Origin of the sequence: Marinobacterium sp. xm-d-564 (genome assembly GCF_013283345.1) — a bacterium.
GTDB lineage: Bacteria > Pseudomonadota > Gammaproteobacteria > Pseudomonadales > Balneatricaceae > Marinobacterium_E.
Genome location: NZ_WBYO01000010.1, coordinates 66798 through 84389, shown reverse-complemented (window position 1 = coordinate 84389; position 17592 = coordinate 66798). Strand labels below are relative to the sequence as shown.

Sequence of the window (17592 nt, the reverse complement as noted above, 5' to 3'; positions counted from 1 at the left end):
TCAAGAAAAACATTACGCTAAATGAATTCACATATAGGTTGCTTGTCTTGTTAAGCTTTTGTGCTCAACCTCAACAAGCGCCCACACGCATTACCTGATTAATTGTTAAAGAGCGTGCCACCGATCTCTTGGCGGCTGCTTGAGTACTCGTCTCAAGCGAGGTGCGTATCTTACCGATATTAGACTTAGGGTCAACGTCTATTTTGGTTTTTTTTCACTTTTTTTAAAAAAAGATTAAAACTGATCATTAACTGTACAAAAGCCCCTATTTTTTGCTCATTTTTTACCCAAATTATCGCTAGTATTCAGGGATAAGCACTTTTGGACTCTTTATGTATCAGTTACCTCATTACTCCCACATTACATCCTTTTCTAAAGTTGCCATCTTAACCAGTGGCGGAGATTCACCTGGAATGAATCCAGCTATTCGTGCATTGGTCAGAACAGCGACCTCTTTTGGTATAGAGGTGATCGGTATTCATCGCGGATATGCAGGATTGCTGAATGAGGAGTTCGAAACACTGAATTCCAAAAGTGTCAGTGGACTCTGTCATAGAGGGGGAACCTATCTAAAGAGTGCTCGCTGTCTTGAGTTTCATGAAGCGGCCACACGACAACGCGCTTTCGATATTCTCTCCAAGCACGGCATCGAAGCATTAATTGTCATTGGGGGTGACGGCTCACTTTCAGGTGCTCACGAACTCTATCAAGAGTTCTCCATTCCCGTTATTGGTCTTCCAGGGACCATTGATAATGATATCTATGGTACTGATGACAGTATTGGGTTTGATACCGCTGTAACGACCGCCGTCGAAGGCATCGATAAAATCAGTGATACCGCCTATTCACATGATCGTCACTTCTTAGTTGAGGTAATGGGGCGTAACTACGGCCTGCTTGCCTGTCATGTTGCGATTGCCGCCGGCGCTGAAATGGTTATTGTTCCCGAACACCAGTCTGATATTACCGATATCAGCCAACAGCTGGCACAGCGACGCAAAGAGGGCATTGGTTCCAGTGGCATTATTGTCGTCGCTGAAGCTGGAAAGAGTGGCTGGTCTAATCAACTCTCTGAAGAGATGAGACAGCTCGGTGAAGACCCTAGAGTCTGTGTCTTAGGTCATCTGCAGCGTGGTGGAAAGCCAACAGCGCATGACCGCCTGCTTGCTGCTACGCTGGGTAACTGCGCCATTCATACACTGCTTGAAGGGAAAACGGATGTGATGGTGGGGGTAACAAAAGGTGCAGTGAGCACCACACCCCTAGAAGCCGTCATTACCCAGAAGAAGGGGTTGCCCGTTGAAGTGATGGACCTCATCAACGAGCTACAACACTAAGAATCACTAGCCCCAGCGATCGGCCACAAAGGGGTTGGTGAGTCGCTCATCACCAAAGGTCGATTCAGGACCGTGCCCCGGTATAAAGCGGATATCATCGCCAAGAGGAAACAGCTTCTCTTTAATAGAGCTGATTAACGTTGCATGATCACCCTGTGGGAAGTCGGTACGACCAATCGAGCCCTTAAACAGGACATCACCCACCTGAGCAATTTTTGCCTTACGATCAACAAACACCACATGCCCTGGGGTATGACCCGGACAGTGAATGACATCCAGTGTGATATTACCAACCATAACGGTGTCACCATCATTGAGCCACTGATCCGGCACAAAGCCCTGCACCTGCTGAAAACCAAACATCTGACTCTGCTGCTCTAACCCTTCGATCCAGAACAGATCAGCTTGCTGGGGGCCAATGATCTTAACATCCATCGATTTTGCTAGGGTGGCCGATGCACCGGCATGATCAATATGGCCGTGAGTCAGTAGAATCTTCGTCAGCGTCACGCCCTCTTCTTCGATTGCAGCCATGATTTTTTGCAGATCACCACCTGGGTCCACAACGGCCGCCTCTTTAGTCTCTGTACACCAGAAGAGAGTGCAGTTCTGTTCAAAAGGGGTGACGGGAATGACACGATAAGCCATAGCTACCTCTGGGATCAGCGCGATGCTGTCATCAATGATTTTAATTTCTGATCTCGGTAATTCGCAGCACCTCTTGGTACCTTGCCGCTGCTACCCTTTTCAAGCCAACGTTTGATGCGTTGCGCATCGGCTAGGTGGGTGCGTTTACCGTAGGAGTCCAATAGGACAATGCCTAGATTACGACCTTTGATGCGTGTTTTAAGAACCAAACACCGGCCTGCATCATCGGTATAACCGGTTTTACTGATCTGAATGGACCAACTCTTTTTATTAACCAAGGTATTGGTATTAAAAAACGCCATGGCCGTGCGTGGCCGTTTAAAGATCACATCACGTTTAGAAGAGGTCGTTACTTTGGAGAGAGTTGGATAGAGACTCACCGCCTCCAGCAGACGCATCAGATCACTTGCAGTAGAGACGTTCTTTTCGGAGAGTCCGGTAGGCTCCTGGAATCTCGTGTTGGTCATACTCAAGCCCTGTGCCGTCCAGTTCATATTATCGATGAACTGCTTAGCACCGCCAGGGTAAGCGTGAGCCAAAGTGGCCGCTGCGCGGTTTTCCGATGACATCAAAGCGATGTGTAGTACATCTGCTCGCGGAAGATTACTTCCAACACGAATGCGAGAGTGAACATTGCGCATCTCCGGTATCTGATTCACTTCAATCGTGATCCGCTCCTTCATCGGAAGGCGGCCATCTAAAGTTACTAATCCTGTCATCAACTTCGTCAACGACGCGATCGGTTGAACGCGATCGGCGTTGCGCTCATAGAGCACCTCTTGCGTGTCCAGGTCTTTGATCATAACACTGACAGAGGCAAGGTCTAGTTTAGCGGGGTCAGGGGCTGCAACAGCCGTCGCGCTAAATAGAACAAAAAATAGGGTAAAAATAGATCGCATGAACCAACAAATCCTAATATCTGTTATTAGGATACCGAAGCTACTGCAAGATTTGTATGCCTTGATATACTATCTCGCAACACTCTATAGAAATGGATCCTAGCGTGAACTCAGCTAACCTTCTTAAACAGATCAGCGATGCCAAAGCCAAGCTGCGTAAATCAGAACAGAAAGTGGCTGATTACGTTCTAGCACAGCCGAATGACATCATTCATATGCGTATTGTTGATCTGGCATCAGAAGCGATGGTCTCTGAGCCAACGGTGGTTCGTTTCTGTCGAGCGCTTCAATACGATGGGTTCCAAGATTTTAAACTGACATTAGCGCAAGCGCTGGCCAGTAACTCAACCTTCGAACAGTTCTCAATGAACCATGACGACACCGTTCTAGAGTTTAAGCACAAGATCTTTGACTCAATGATGGGTAATCTGGTCGAAGCACGAGAGCAGTTAGATGACCGAGCGCTAGAGGAGGCCATTCAGGCGATCGCTTCAGCGCGTCGAGTGGAGTTCTATGGCCTGGGTGCATCTGCGCCGGTCTGTGCCGATGCACAACACAAACTCTACCGCCTTAAGATCTCTGCAGCCGCCTATTCAGATCCTCACATGCAGACCATCTCAGCCGTCACACTTGGCGAAGGGGATGTGGTGGTTGCCATCTCACAAACGGGTACCACCAAGGACCTTCTACACAGTGTCAAGCTTGTTAGAGATACTGGCGCAACCGTTATCACGCTCTGCCCAGCCAACACCCCACTAGCTGAACTGGCAACCATACCGATCTTTATCGACGTAGAAGAGGACAAAGACCTAAGTACTCTGATGTCATCTCGCGTGGTCCACCTTGTTGTCATCGACGTAATAGCTGTTGGAGTTGCGATGCGGTTGGGACCTAATGCCGTCGAGCATCTTAAGACGATCAAACGCAGTCTTAGAAGTCTTCGTCAAAACGATCGTCGCCTGATGATGCGCCGACCTGACTAACGCATTTTACGTTTCACTTTTTCGTAACACTTTTTTACGACAATCGTCGCGGTTGCATTACTGAGACGCTTTCAGTAAAAAGAGATTAGAACAGTGTAGCCATGAGCGATCCGTTCATGGACGTTTGCTTAGGAGGTTGACCTATGCTGATTCGTGAAGAAGAACTAGATCCAGTAAAAACTCAAATTTTTGATCTGCTTGTGGGCTTCGAAGAGGAGAAGACGCAAGAGGAGCAAAAGTGTCAATCACAGCGACTGCTTAATGCTCGCAGAGCCATAGAGCAGCGTCGCGAAGAGCAAGAGCTCTCGACCTATTTCAATGAAGAGAGTTGGTTCGACGAAAAATAGTCGCAACCGCTCACAATAAAAAGAGAGATCGAGGCAGAGCCTATTGGAAATTTGATCTCTCTTTTACGCTTTTTCACCCAGTTCAATCATGCGGTGCACACCCGTTCTTGCCTCTCTTGGCGTCAATCCAAACTGCTTTTTGTAACAACGTGAAAAATAGCTAGTGGATGTAAATCCCGCTTTTTTCGCAACCGTTTGAATCGGAAGACGAGTCGCCTTCAACTGCTGACGTGCAAACTCAAGACGCAAACTCATGTAGTAGTTTGTCGGTGATGAGTTCAGGTGCTGTCTAAACAGTCGCTCCAACTGTCTGGTTGAGAGCCCAACTCGATCGGAGATCTGCTCACAACTTAGAACCGGTTGAATGTGCTCACGCATCAACTCCAGCGCTTGTGTCAGGCGAGGGTGACTGCCGTGTTGGCGAAGCTGCAGCTTCATACGCTGCTTATCATGAGCAGGACGGATGTTGGGGTGAATACAGTGCTCAGCGACTTGGTGGGCTAAAGATTCACCATGGCGAATCGTAATCAGCTGAAGAATCATATCCAAACCCGACAAACCACCAGAACAAGTCATCAGGTTGCCATCAATCTCATAAAGCTCTTCACTGACGTTAAGATCTGGGTAGAGCTCCGTCAGCTGATCACGCTCCTCCCAGTGGACCGTACAGGTTTTACCCTCTAACACACCGGCTTCAGCCAATAACAGAGAGCCCGTCGAGGTTGCACCTAAACTGATACCATTGCGAACCAAATTCTGTAGCCAATCGTTCAAGTAGGTTTCGGACTCTTGTTGAGCACCGATACCGCCAACCACCAACATACGATCAATCGATTCTGTATCGTTCATGCGACGTGTCGGTTGGAAACGCATACCTGTCGAGCAGGTAACGGTCTGATCGGCTGGACCATAAAAGTGCCACTCATAAAGAGTTTGACCACTTAACTGGTTCGCAAGACGCAGCGGATCAATCGTCGCCGCAAAGGAGATGATCGAGAAACCGGGCATTAGGAAAAAGCCGAAGTGTTCTGGTTTCTGCTGCACAATTGACCTACAAGTAATAAAAGTTATTACCCTAGTCTACGCTAGTTGAGAAAAGATAGGTCACAAAAATGAAAATGGGGCCGGACTAGAAGCCCAACCCCACTCATAGTAGTGCTATGAATCAGTGCTTACGAGCCGTTCGCTCGGGGATTAATCCCTCTGGGGCATATCGTAATGCAATCAGAAGCACGATACCGACCGTCATCAGACGCATGTGAGCGGCACTGTCCATCAAGTGCAGACGTAGCCAGTGAGTTGGCTCCATGAAAGAGGTTAGGGTATCCACTAACCAAAGACCAATCGGCTCCGCTTCGATCCAGAAGAACCAGATGAAGAAACCGCCCAAGACTGCACCCCAGTTATTGCCCGAGCCACCAATGATCACCATGACCCAAATGAGGAAGGTGAAACGCAATGGCTGGTAACCAACCGGTGTAAACTGACCATCCAGAGTCGTTAGCATTGCACCAGCAAGGCCAATAACCGCTGAGCCAATCACAAAGATCGTCAGGTGACGTTTAACAACATCCTTACCCATTGCGGCAGCGGCTACTTCGTTGTCACGAATAGCGCGCATCATACGACCCCAAGGTGACTTAAGTGCCGTCTCAGATAAGTACATCAAGATCGCAATGACAACGATAAACAGCCCTGCGTAACATACTTTAACGAATAGAGACGAGGCCTCTGCCACTTCCATACCCCAGTCTGCAGCAAATTGCTGGAACCAAGTTGCCTGTTGTAGATCCACCTCATAAGGAACCGGACGAGGTAGACCGTTGACGTTTTTAACACCGCGTGTCAGCCACTCTTCATTCTTAATGAAGTAGAGAACGATCTCAGAAATACCCAGCGTTGCAATCGCTAGGTAGTCAGAGCGAAGCCCCAAAGCAACTTTACCAATGACGTAAGCCGCACCGGCCGCAAACACCATACCCACAGGCCAAGAGAGGATGATTGGCAGACCTAAGCCACCAAGATATCCAGTCACTGAGGGGTTAACCGCTTCGATTGCTTCAACGGAAGGGAGGAAAAATAGACGCATCAGGGCATAACCCACAGCTATGATGACAAACAGCATCCAATAGCCAGTCTTCTTACTCTTAGCCCCAAACTGTTTCCACGCCAGGATCGACACGAAAATGGTCGCAATTAGAATCAACAGGCCGACTAAAATGCCCTGACCACCCGCAGCACGCGCCTCTTCAACCGGTGGCATAGAGACCAGAACCGCGGCCAAACCACCCAGTGCTGCAAAGCCCATCACACCAACGTTAAAGAGACCGGCATAACCCCACTGCATGTTGACACCCAGTGACATGATGGCACTGATCAAACAGAGGTTAAGAATGGTAAAGGCGACAGACCACCCCTGACCCACACCGACGATGACAAGCAGAAGCGCCATCACCGAGTAGAGAATCGGAGTGCGATATTGATTAAAAAATGTCTGATTCATTACAAGGTCTTCCCACTAAAAATACCGGTAGGTCGCACAATCAGTACGATAACCAAGATGATGAATGAAACCGCAATCTTGTAATCGGTGCCCAACAGCTGAACCAACGAATCAGGTTGGAAACTATCAGGCCCCAAGTAGGTTACGACTTTCTTGTAGGCGAAGGTGACGGCAATCTCTGAGAAGGCGATCACGTAACCACCCGCAATGGCACCCAATGGGTTACCAACCCCACCGACAATCGCTGCGGCAAAGATTGGTAAGAGCAGCTGCATAAAGCTGAATGGTTTAAAGCTCTTATCCAATCCGTATAGAGTACCGGCAATGGTCGCCAGCGCACCCACTAGGATCCAAGTAATCATCACGACACGATCTGGGTTGATACCCGACAGCAGTGCTAGATTTTCGTTGTCTGAAAAAGCACGCATCGATTTGCCGGTACGTGTTTTGTTCAGGAACCAGAACATGGCAGCTACCACAATAATCGCAGTAATAATGGTCACCGCTTGAGTCATCTTAAGAGCCAACCCTTCATCAAGGCCCGTCGCACGTTTGAAATCACGCGCCGAGAAGATGAAACGAGTTCCGTCAAAGAAGATCTGATCGCCAGGACCGATAATGAATCGCACCAGACCACCGATAAAGAACATCAAACCGATTGAGACAATCAGGAAGATCACCGGACTCGCCTTGCGCTGGCGGTGATATTTGTAAACGGTTTTATCAAGGATCAACGAGAGTGCGACAGCACCGGCAATACCCAAAGGTAGCGCCAGCAGGGCCGTTGGCAGCGGTGCAATAGAGACACCCAGCGCCTGTAAACCCCAAGTACCAAAGATGGTGATCATGGTACCAAAGGCCATCATTTCACCGTGTGCGAAGTTGGAGAAACGCAACACACCGTAGACCAGAGTGACACCCAGTGCACCGAGCGCCAACTGACTGCCGTAAGTCAGTGCAGGAACAAGAATAAAGTTAGCCAGAACAATTAGGGCATTAATAAAGTCAGCCATCGATTAACCCCCCAAGAACGAGCGACGAACATCAGGGTTAGCCAACAACGCTTCGCCTGTATCTGTGAATCGGTTAGAACCCTGTACCAGCACGTAGCCTTTATCGGCAATCTCTAGCGCCTGTTTCGCATTCTGCTCAACCATCAAAATCGCTACACCTGTGCGAGCAATCTCTATGATGCGATCAAATAGCTCATCCATCACAATGGGTGATACACCGGCTGTGGGCTCATCCAGAAGCAGAACCTTAGGTTGCGTCATCATGGCACGACCCACCGCGACTTGCTGGCGCTGACCGCCTGAAAGCTCACCGGCTGGTTGGCGACGCTTCTCTTTCAAAATGGGGAAGAGTTCATAAACCTGTTCAATCGAATCGGAGATATCATCTTCACGTATGAAGGCGCCCATCTCAAGATTCTCTTCAACCGTCATCGAGGTGAATACGTTGTGGGTTTGAGGCACAAACCCCATCCCTTTAACCACACGCTCTTCAGGTTTAAGGTGGGTAATGTCCTCACCATCAAACATCACCTGGCCTTCTCGCAGCGGCAACATGCCAAAGGTAGCCTTCATTGCCGTCGACTTGCCAGCACCGTTAGGGCCAACGATAACCGCGATCTCACCTCGATCCACACCAATGGTGCACTCTTTGAGGATATCCGCAGCACCGTAGCCGCCGGTCATACTCTGACCTATTAAAAAACTCATGTACGCTTACCGCTTATGTTTCAAACCGGTACCGAGGTAAGCCTCGATCACCTGCTCATTGTTCTTAACTTCATCAACCGTACCCTCGGCTAAAACAGTACCTTCCGCCATACAGATAACCGGGTCACAAAGACGCGCTATGAAGTCCATATCATGCTCAATCAGGCAGAAGGTGTAACCGCGCTCCTGATTCAGCTTTTTAATCGCATCGCCAATCTTGTAGAGCAGCGTTCGGTTTACACCGGCACCGACCTCATCCAAGAAGACAATTTTAGGATCCACCATCATGGTGCGACCCAGTTCCAGAAGCTTCTTCTGGCCACCGGACAGGTTGCCAGCCAGTTCATCTGCTACGTGACCAATCTCTAGAAAATCGATCACCTCGTCCGCTTTCTCACGCACACGCTGCTCATCAGCACGCACTAGATCTTTGCGGAACCAGGTATTCATTAAGCTTTCGCCAGCTTGATTAGGTGGCACCATCATCAAGTTTTCGCGAACCGTTAATGAAGAGAATTCGTGAGCCAACTGGAAGGTGCGCAATAGACCCTTACCAAACAGCTCATGTGGCTTAAGTCCGGTAATGTCTTCACCATCAAGGGTGATGCGACCTGAAGTGGGCGAGTGGTGGCCTGCGATCACGTTAAACAGCGTCGTTTTACCTGCACCGTTTGGACCGATTAGACCGGTAATTGAGCCCTTCTTAATGTGAAGGGACGCGTCATTCACGGCATGAACACCGCCAAAGCGCTTATGGAGATTTTCTACAACAATCATAATGCTCAAATGTAAAAACGGCTCGAGATTCAGTGAACCCCGAGCCTGTTTTATGCGCTATCGCTTAGCGGTAACGAACAGTTGTGTTCTGCTGGTCTTTAACCAGAATCTCACGGTAGCTACCTGCTGACTCACCGCCGCCGATCAACTCAACCGCAGTCGCACCAACGTAGTCAATCTGACCGCCGTTAGCTAGGATCTCAAGACCTTTCGCTAGCTCACCTGGGTAGATTTTCTCGCCTGGAGCGTTTGCGATTTCAAAGACGTGATCTTTAACGACTTTAGAATCTTTAGTGCCTGCTGCCTGCATCGCTAGAAGCGTCATAGCCGCTGCATCGTAAGAGTAGTCAGAGTATGGGCCAGGTGCCGCACCGGTAGCCGCAGTGAACATCTCTTTGTAAGAGTCTGATCCAGGGCTGTCAGTACCTGGAACCGTACCGATTGAACCGTTTAGATCCGGACCGATTGCAGCTGTTAGGCTGTCACCGATCATCGCATCAGGTAGGAAGAAGTGATCAAATGCACCCGCATCTAGAGATGACTGAATGATGCCTTTACCACCTTGGTCAAGGTAACCAGCAACCACTAGGATGTCACCACCTGCCTGAGCAAGAGCACCCACTTCCGCACCGTAATCGCCTTTGCCATCTTCGTGTGGAGTGTTGATAGTCACTTTACCGCCAGCCGCTTCGAAGTTTGACTGAATGCTGTCCGCTAGGCCTTTACCGTAATCGTTGTTGGTGTAAGTCATTGCGATCGACTTGTAACCTTTCTCCTGAAGCATTTCAGCAATTACTTGGCCCTGACGAGCATCAGATGGTGATGCACGGAAGAAGTAACCGTTATCTTCAAGAGTTGAAAGCGCTGGTGAAGTCGCTGAAGGAGAGAACAGAAGAACACCGTTTGGCATCGCTACGTTCTGTAGGATTGAGATCGTTGCACCAGAACAAAGAGCACCCACAATCGCATCCACTTTCTCAGCTGAGATTAGACGCTCAGCGGCTGCAGCGGCAGCAGAAGCATCAACACAGGTTGAGTCAGCACGAACTGGAGTAACCTTAGCACCACCAAGAAGCTTGCCGCTATCAGCAACTTCTTTCATAGCCATCTCTGCACCTGCAGCCATATCAGCAGCAAGTGATTCAGCAGGACCTGTAAAGCCTAGAGCAACACCAAGACGAACTTCGCTTGGCATGTGGCTGCCAGCTTGCGCCGCACCCGCGATCATTGAAGCTGCAGCTACAGCCAATGCTAATTTTTTCATTCTCTTCTCCTTATAATGAAACATCACACCACTTTATCGATTAAGTAGTAGCGATCAGTGTCTGCAGTTTTTCAACTGGCAACGCATTAACATTATCGAATGTTGACCATTCAGACAACAGATTTCAGTTACGTATTGGTCAGACCATCTGATCAATTGATGGTTAATCAATTATAGAACAGACCTGATGGGTGATTTTGCCTATTTATTGAACAGAAACTGGAAAATATTCTTTTTATTCATATTATAAAAATCAATTTTCCTAGAAATTAGAGAAATTTAGGTGATTTGCTAACCATCAAAGACTTGGCCATGCTCTTTAACAGCCTCCATACAGACAAAGGTAGAGGTACTAGAGACATAGGGTAGCTCTGAAATAGTTTCACCCAGAACCTCTCGATAGCTCGCGATATCGCGTGTACGCACTTTAAGGATGTAATCAAAGTCTGCAGCCATCATATGGCACTCCTCTATTTCAGACACAGCGCCAACTGCATCATTAAATGAAGCAAGAGCAGCAGCCCTGGTGTCACTGAGCTTAACCTGCACAAAGGCAATATGATTAGTATCGAGCAGTCCGTAATCCATGATTACGGTATAGCCACGTATCACTCCATTGCTTTCTAGCCGCTTCATTCGAATTTGGCAGGGGGTTTTAGATAATCCCACTCTATCAGCCAACTCAGTGACCGTTATCCGCCCGTTTTGCTCTAAGGTTTTTAATATCGCCAAATCATAATTATCTAAAGACACATTAGTCATATCGCCTACCAATAAAATTATTTAACTATTAGTTATCTAAATTAAAGCAAATAATAAGTTTTAAAGTCTATATATACCTATAAAAATAGACAGAAGCCCTATAAGTCTAAATCTATAATTGCATTATCAATTTAGAGGGGCTAAACATGAACGCTCAAAACACACACATCCAGATACCCTATTGCGACCAATCAGAATTAGATCAACTGCAACAGCTCATCGAGAAAGAGCAACTTCTGCAGTGGGTCACGCCTGACCTCCAGACAGTGGCGAGCAACCTAGTCACTGCGATTCGTAACAATTTTAAGCCGTCTATCCTTGAGCAATTCCTTCGTGCTTATCCTTTAGACACGCAAGAGGGACTATCGTTGATGACTTTGGCTGAGGCCTACCAACGCGTACCGGACAAACAGACGGCTAACGAACTGATTATTGATAAGCTCGCTAACCGCGACTGGTCCGTTAAAACGGCGCAGACCAGTGCACTTGTTCGCGGCGCCAGCATGGGACTGCAACTGGGCAGCGCTAGCCTCAAGATGAAACCCCTTCGCAGCGCAATACTCGCCGCGATGCGAATCGGAGTGGGTGCAGGTATGCGGCTGATGGGTCGTGCCTTCGTCCTAGGTGAAAGCATTAAAAGCGCCCAAGAGCGCGCCGGCAAACTTGAGTTCCAAGGTTACACTTTCTCTTACGATATGCTGGGTGAGGCGGCTTATACTCAGGCCGACGCCGATCGCTATTTCAATTCATACCGCAACGCCCTGCTAGCACTGATCGAGCAGTCGAAATCAACCCAGATCGAAAAGAATCCAGGCATCTCAGTAAAGTTGTCGGCGCTGCATCCGCGTTACGAGCTATTCAATGAGGACGAGGCAGTTACCCAATTAAGTGAGCGCATGCTGTCACTCTGCTCACTTGCTAAGGAGCACAATATTGGCCTCAATATTGATGCTGAAGAGTGCGCACGCCTTGAGATATCGCTCGATATCATTCGCAACCTGATTGAAGCGCCTGAGCTTTCCGGTTGGGATGGTCTGGGTATTGTTGTGCAAGCTTACAACCGCAAAGCTTATTCGGTACTGGATCAACTCTACGCTTGGGCAGATCAGAGCAATCGCAAACTGATGGTGCGTTTGGTTAAAGGTGCCTACTGGGATACCGAAATCAAACTTGCGCAGGAGCAAGGGCTGGACCATTTCCCGGTGTTCACCGCAAAGCATCACACCGATGTCAGCTACCTCGCCTGTGCGCGCAAACTGGTGCGTTACGGCGACCGCATCTACCCACAATTTGCTACTCACAATGCCCAGACAGCAGCCTGTGTACTCAACTGGGCCAAAGAGGCCGGCATTGCATTCGAAATGCAACGTCTTCATGGCATGGGAGAGGCGCTGCATCAAGAGCTCTTGGAGAAGCACCAGACAGGTTGTCGTATCTATGCGCCCGTGGGAACGCATAAAGATCTACTCGCCTACCTAGTGCGTCGTCTGCTTGAAAATGGAGCCAACTCCTCATTTGTTAGCCAGCTTGCTGACGAGGCTATCCCGCCACAGCAGGTCGTTGCGAGTCCGGTGCATCAGAAACTCATCGAGCAAGCGGTAACACCCGGCAGCGCAATATTCACTGATAGGAGTAACTCTCGCGGTTTTGACCTTGGCGAACAGGCAGAAGTCGATGCGCTTTTAGCAAGCCGCTCACTCTTTATGCAGACAATTTGGGGCGAGACAGGTGACGTCCCTGTTGTAGAGCCTTACTCGCAAGAGCTATTGGGGCACTATCAAACGACTGATCTGAGCTCAGTCGATCAGCTGTTCAATCAGGCCAAGGTTGCCCAAACGGCTTGGGCAGACAAGCCACTCAAAGGAAAACTCTTGCGACAGATCGCAGATCTTTATGAACGCGACACTCCTGAGTTACTCGCTCTACTGGCCAGAGAAGCAGGAAAGACTCTTGCTGATGCAATCAATGAAATTCGTGAAGCGGTCGACTTTCTGCGTTATTACGCCGATGAGAGCGACGGACTTGATCAACAAACTGAGGCACGAGGTGTGGCTGTCTGCATCTCACCTTGGAACTTCCCGCTGGCGATCTTTACCGGTCAAATTGCGGCTTCTGTTGGTGCCGGCAATGCGGTGTTGGCTAAACCGGCCGAACAGACCAGTTTAGTCGCTCGCAAAGCGATAGAACTCTGGAAAGAAGCGGGCATGCCAACTGACCTAGTACAACTTGTGTTCGGCACAGGCGCACAACAGGGTAATGCACTGGTCTCACACCCAGACGTGAACGCAGTGATCTTTACCGGCTCGACAGCCACAGCGAAACGTATTGAGAAGGCACTTGCGCATAACGCTGCGCCAGATACTCTGCTGGTCGCTGAAACTGGCGGCCTGAATGCGATGATTGCCGATGCATCTGCGCTACCAGAACAAGTGGTTAAAGCGGTTATGGCATCAGCCTTCCAGAGCGCCGGCCAGCGCTGTTCAGCGCTGCGTATGCTCTACGTCCAGCGAGAGGTTTACCCGCAGATCCTCGAGATGATCACCGGCGCCATGGCGCTGTTAAAGGTGGGCGATCCAAGCGAACTGAAGTGCGATGTGGGTCCTGTTATTGATGCTACAGCTGCGCAAGCGTTGAATACTTATATTGAAGAACAACGCTCAAGAATTGTGTATCAAACTAAAACTCAAGAGCTCGACGGTCATTTTGTTACACCAACCTTGCTTGAAGTTGATGGTATCCATGATTTGGACTTCGAGCGCTTTGGCCCGATTTTACATATTGCTCCATACAATGCGGATCAACTTGATGATGTGGTCAACGATATTAACGCGCGTGGATATGGCCTAACCTTCGCAATGCATTCACGCATACAGAACAGAACTGAGCGGCTCTGTGCTGAACTCAACGTGGGGAACTGCTACATCAACCGCAACCAGATTGGGGCTATCGTCGAGTCTCAGCCTTTTGGCGGGGAAGGTATGTCAGGGACCGGACCTAAAGCGGGTGGGCCAAACTATCTCGTCAATCTAACACAACCGGAGACAATTGAGAGTCAGTATCAACCTAACCCCTTAGACCTGCTATCAGCAGAACAGGTGCAATCAGCATGGCAGACTCTGCGATCTCAATTTAAACCTCTTGCTCGTGAACTTCTAACACAATGCCCTAGTGTTACGGGTGAAGATAATCAGCTATTCACATCAGCTAGAGGTTATTGGTTAGTCGCTGGCGACGAGCAAGCTTGGCAGCAAGCCATTGCAAGTGCATCAACCGGCAACCCAACGCTACTGCTAACCAAAAAGATTCCTGACAGTGACATCATGAAAGATCTACCCATTATCTGTTTGGCCGGCGATCTGGATCCAGGACTGTTAACTGAGCTTGCAGACTTGGCAGGCGTATCTGTTAGCGCTCACGAAGCGTTATGTAAGCAGATTCGTATTACTCTCAGTCAAAGGGAGGGGGCGATCATTCCACTTCTCAAGTCTAAAGGGCACTCGGTTTACCACCGTAAAGAGCAACATATTTGCGAAGACACCACCGCTTCAGGGGGAAATGCAGCACTGCTAATGAGTTAATAGTATCGTTAACTCAAGACAGGCAAGGGGGTGATTTGCTATAACTCTTCAGTAGATTATCCCCTAGGTATCAAAGCCCATCATGCAACCATCAACCATCGGTATTCTGTTCTGTTTAGCGTCCATGTTGTCGTTTGCTATTCAGGACATCATCACTAAACACCTGCTAGTAGGGGGTTTGCCCCTAAGTCAGTTGTTACTGGTGCGATACCTGTTTTTTACCCTGTTTGCCGTCATGCTTGCCGGAGGGTTGCGGCAATCTGTTGTGGGACTTAAATCGGCACAGCCGATGCTGCAGCTGGGTCGTGCGGCGCTGTCGATTACCGAGATAATCTTTATTAACCTGTCATTCACGCTGATGTTGGTGGCAAAGGTACACGCGATCGTCGCGCTTTTTCCCCTGATTACGTTGGTTATGGCGCGATTTATCCTGAAAGAGGAACTGACGAGAAGAAGGGTGATAGCGGTTTTGATCGGTCTTACCGGTGCGATGATTATCATTCAGCCGAGCAGTGCCGGTATCTCGATCGAGTTACTGATGCCGCTGAGTGGCGCCATTGCATTAGCCAGTTTCTCGATTCTAACCAAATACCTGAGTGGCAGAGATGGATTCAAAACACACACCCTCTACATGGGGCTAGTAGGTTTGGTGCTGGCGCTGCCATTTGGCCTGTTTCAGTGGATTCAGCCATCGACAGAGCAGAGTGCACTGCTAATCGCATTAGCCATTATGAATATTGGCTCCCAGCTTTTTTACATTAAAGCGATGGACTATGCAGATGCGAGCACCCTGCAGCCGTTTAACTACACGCTGCTACTCTTTGCCACTCTGGCTGCATTAATTCTACTGGGCGAGGTACCCACACTGATGACGCTACTTGGCGGCGCCATCATCGTTGTGGGTGGTTTGATTGCCATGGGGCGGTTAGCCCCAAGGTAGTTTGCTACTCTACGGTTACTGATTTCGCAAGGTTGCGGGGTTGGTCGACATCGGTGCCTTTTAGAACAGCTACATGATAAGAGAGTAGCTGAAGAGGAATGGTGTAAACCAGCGGTTCTAACCAGAAATCGACAACGGGCAGTTCAATGACATGAATACCCTCTTCCTCTTGGATAGTACCTTCTTCCGCGAAGACAAATAGCTCACCGCCACGCGCTCGAACTTCTTGAAGATTCGCTTTCAGCTTATCCAGCATGTCGTTACGCGGGGCAACGGCAATGACCGGCATCTCTTTGTCGACCAGAGCCAGTGGACCATGCTTTAGCTCACCGGCAGGGTAGGCTTCAGCATGAATGTAAGAGATCTCTTTGAGCTTAAGTGCGCCTTCCATTGCAACTGGATAGAGCGCGCCTCGACCTAGGAAGAGCGAGTGGTGCTTCTCAGCAAACGCTTCTGACATCTTCTGAATCTGATCATCCAAGCCAATCACTTGCTCAAGTAAGCTAGGTAGTTGGCGCAGTGAGTGGATGATATAGGCCTCTTTCTCATCGGTTAGCCCCTGTCGGCGGGCCAGCGCGACCGTTGTCAGCATCAAAGCAACAAGTTGTGATGTGAACGCTTTAGTAGAAGCAACACCAATCTCTGGACCCGCTTGAGTCATCAGAGAGAGCTGTGATTCACGGACCAGCGAGCTACCTGGAACGTTACAGATAGCTAATGAGCCCGCCACTCGAGATTGAATATCACGCAATGCGGCCAAGGTGTCAGCGGTCTCACCGGATTGTGAAATAGTCAGAAGCAGAGTTCCCTCTGGAACAACGGCTTTGCGGTAACGAAACTCAGATGCCACCTCTACCGAACATGGCAAATTAGCTAATTCTTCGATCCAGTAACGCGCCACCATACCGGCATGATAGCTAGTACCACAGGCAAGAATTAAAACCTGCTTAGTGTTATCAAACAGTTCTGCAGCCTCTGCACCAAAGCACTGCTCAAGAAGACGATCTCCGGTTAAACGACCTTCAAGCACATCCGCCATTACAGTCGGCTGCTCATAGATCTCTTTCATCATAAAGTGCTTAAATTCGCCTTTTTCAGCTGCACTTGCTGAGTGCTCGTAACGCGACACTGCTCTCTCAACCGATTGACCTGTCGCATCCCAAACACGAATCTCATCACGAGTCAGGCAGCCAATATCGCCATCTTCAAGAAACATGAAACGGTCTGTAACAGGAAGCAGTGCAAGCTGATCGGATGCGATAAAGTTTTCGCCAATGCCAACACCAACAACCAGCGGACTGCCTTTGCGTGCGGTATAGAGCTGGTCTGGTAGATCCTTGTGTACCACGCCCAAGGCGAATGCACCCTCAAGACGGGCGATGACTTTTGGCAACGCTGCAAGAAGTGAATCTTCTGATTTAAGAAGCTTAGCAAGTAAGTGAGCGATTACTTCTGTATCAGTCTCAGATGAGAATTGAAAACCATCAGCAAGCAATTCAGCTTTTAGCTCTTCGAAATTTTCGATGATACCGTTATGAACAACAGCAACACTATCTCCTGACATGTGCGGGTGAGCGTTGTGCTCTGCAGGCACACCATGAGTGGCCCAACGCGTATGCGCAATGCCAAGTGTACCTGTGATCGGTGACGCTTCTTGAGCATCCTTAAGAGCCTGTACTTTGCCAATACGGCGTAGACGATTCACAGATTGACCATCATGAATGGCCATGCCCGCTGAGTCATAGCCGCGATACTCCAATCGACTAAGACCCTCTAATAGAATACCGCTGACCTGGCGTTCAGAGACTGCACCTACAATACCGCACATAACGA

At 49.0% G+C, this 17592-nt stretch carries 15 protein-coding genes; 5 read left to right on the top strand and 10 right to left on the bottom strand.

The features are described from left to right. Positions 1-332 precede the first annotated feature (332 nt). Positions 333-1337, top strand: coding sequence for a 6-phosphofructokinase (gene pfkA / locus XMD564_RS10260; protein WP_173495374.1), 1005 nt, complete (start codon positions 333-335; stop codon positions 1335-1337). A 6-nt stretch (positions 1338-1343) separates the two neighbouring features. Here pfkA and XMD564_RS10255 read toward each other — a convergent pair whose 3' ends face one another. Both XMD564_RS10255 and pbpG read right to left on the bottom strand, forming a co-directional pair. Next, positions 1344-1985 (bottom strand): MBL fold metallo-hydrolase, encoded by a 642-nt coding sequence (locus XMD564_RS10255; protein ID WP_173482136.1) that lies wholly within the window; start codon positions 1983-1985, stop codon positions 1344-1346. 14 nt (positions 1986-1999) lie between these two features. Then, complete coding sequence (gene pbpG, locus XMD564_RS10250) at positions 2000-2884, bottom strand: D-alanyl-D-alanine endopeptidase (RefSeq protein ID WP_173482137.1); 885 nt, start codon at positions 2882-2884, stop codon at positions 2000-2002. A gap of 104 nt (positions 2885-2988) precedes the next feature. On the opposite strand from pbpG, the gene XMD564_RS10245 reads away from it, so the two are divergent. Both XMD564_RS10245 and XMD564_RS10240 read left to right on the top strand, forming a co-directional pair. Further along, entirely contained in the window at positions 2989-3867 is an 879-nt protein-coding gene (locus tag XMD564_RS10245; protein ID WP_173482138.1) for an SIS domain-containing protein, read from the top strand. A gap of 143 nt (positions 3868-4010) precedes the next feature. Then, positions 4011-4214 carry a PA3496 family putative envelope integrity protein gene (locus XMD564_RS10240; protein WP_173482139.1) on the top strand — a complete coding sequence of 68 codons (204 nt, stop codon included), beginning with the start codon at positions 4011-4013 and terminating at the stop codon, positions 4212-4214. 63 nt (positions 4215-4277) lie between these two features. On the opposite strand, the gene XMD564_RS10235 is transcribed toward XMD564_RS10240, so the two are convergent. The 7 genes from XMD564_RS10235 to XMD564_RS10205 all read right to left on the bottom strand — a co-directional run bounded on the left by XMD564_RS10235 (position 4278) and on the right by XMD564_RS10205 (position 11241). Then, positions 4278-5258 carry a GlxA family transcriptional regulator gene (locus tag XMD564_RS10235; RefSeq protein WP_371731475.1) on the bottom strand — a complete coding sequence of 327 codons (981 nt, stop codon included), beginning with the start codon at positions 5256-5258 and terminating at the stop codon, positions 4278-4280. Positions 5259-5379: 121 nt separating this feature from the next. Then, on the bottom strand, positions 5380-6717 hold the full coding sequence (locus XMD564_RS10230; RefSeq protein WP_173482140.1) for a branched-chain amino acid ABC transporter permease: 1338 nt from the start codon (positions 6715-6717) through the stop codon (positions 5380-5382). Next, positions 6717-7730: a branched-chain amino acid ABC transporter permease gene (locus XMD564_RS10225; protein WP_173508283.1), complete on the bottom strand. Its 1014-nt coding sequence runs from the start codon at positions 7728-7730 to the stop codon at positions 6717-6719. Before XMD564_RS10225 ends, XMD564_RS10230 begins: the two co-directional genes overlap by 1 nt. A 3-nt stretch (positions 7731-7733) precedes the next feature. Next, on the bottom strand, positions 7734-8438 hold the full coding sequence (locus XMD564_RS10220; RefSeq protein WP_173482142.1) for an ABC transporter ATP-binding protein: 705 nt from the start codon (positions 8436-8438) through the stop codon (positions 7734-7736). Positions 8439-8444: 6 nt separating this feature from the next. After that, on the bottom strand, positions 8445-9215 hold the full coding sequence (locus XMD564_RS10215) for an ABC transporter ATP-binding protein (protein WP_173482143.1): 771 nt from the start codon (positions 9213-9215) through the stop codon (positions 8445-8447). 64 nt (positions 9216-9279) lie between these two features. Then, positions 9280-10479 carry an ABC transporter substrate-binding protein gene (locus tag XMD564_RS10210; protein ID WP_173482144.1) on the bottom strand — a complete coding sequence of 400 codons (1200 nt, stop codon included), beginning with the start codon at positions 10477-10479 and terminating at the stop codon, positions 9280-9282. Positions 10480-10770: 291 nt separating this feature from the next. Next, entirely contained in the window at positions 10771-11241 is a 471-nt protein-coding gene (locus tag XMD564_RS10205) for an Lrp/AsnC ligand binding domain-containing protein (protein WP_173482145.1), read from the bottom strand. A gap of 146 nt (positions 11242-11387) precedes the next feature. On the opposite strand from XMD564_RS10205, the gene putA reads away from it, so the two are divergent. Then, the gene (gene putA, locus XMD564_RS10200) at positions 11388-14819 is read left to right on the top strand and encodes a bifunctional proline dehydrogenase/L-glutamate gamma-semialdehyde dehydrogenase PutA (protein WP_173494531.1); all 3432 of its coding nucleotides are present in this window, start codon (positions 11388-11390) and stop codon (positions 14817-14819) included. A gap of 82 nt (positions 14820-14901) precedes the next feature. Further along, positions 14902-15759, top strand: a complete 858-nt coding sequence (locus XMD564_RS10195; RefSeq protein ID WP_173483705.1) for a DMT family transporter — start codon at positions 14902-14904, stop codon at positions 15757-15759. Between the two features lie 4 nt (positions 15760-15763). Here XMD564_RS10195 and glmS read toward each other — a convergent pair whose 3' ends face one another. Next, the gene (gene glmS, locus XMD564_RS10190) at positions 15764-17587 is read right to left on the bottom strand and encodes a glutamine--fructose-6-phosphate transaminase (isomerizing) (protein WP_173489254.1); all 1824 of its coding nucleotides are present in this window, start codon (positions 17585-17587) and stop codon (positions 15764-15766) included. Positions 17588-17592: the final 5 nt, after the last annotated feature.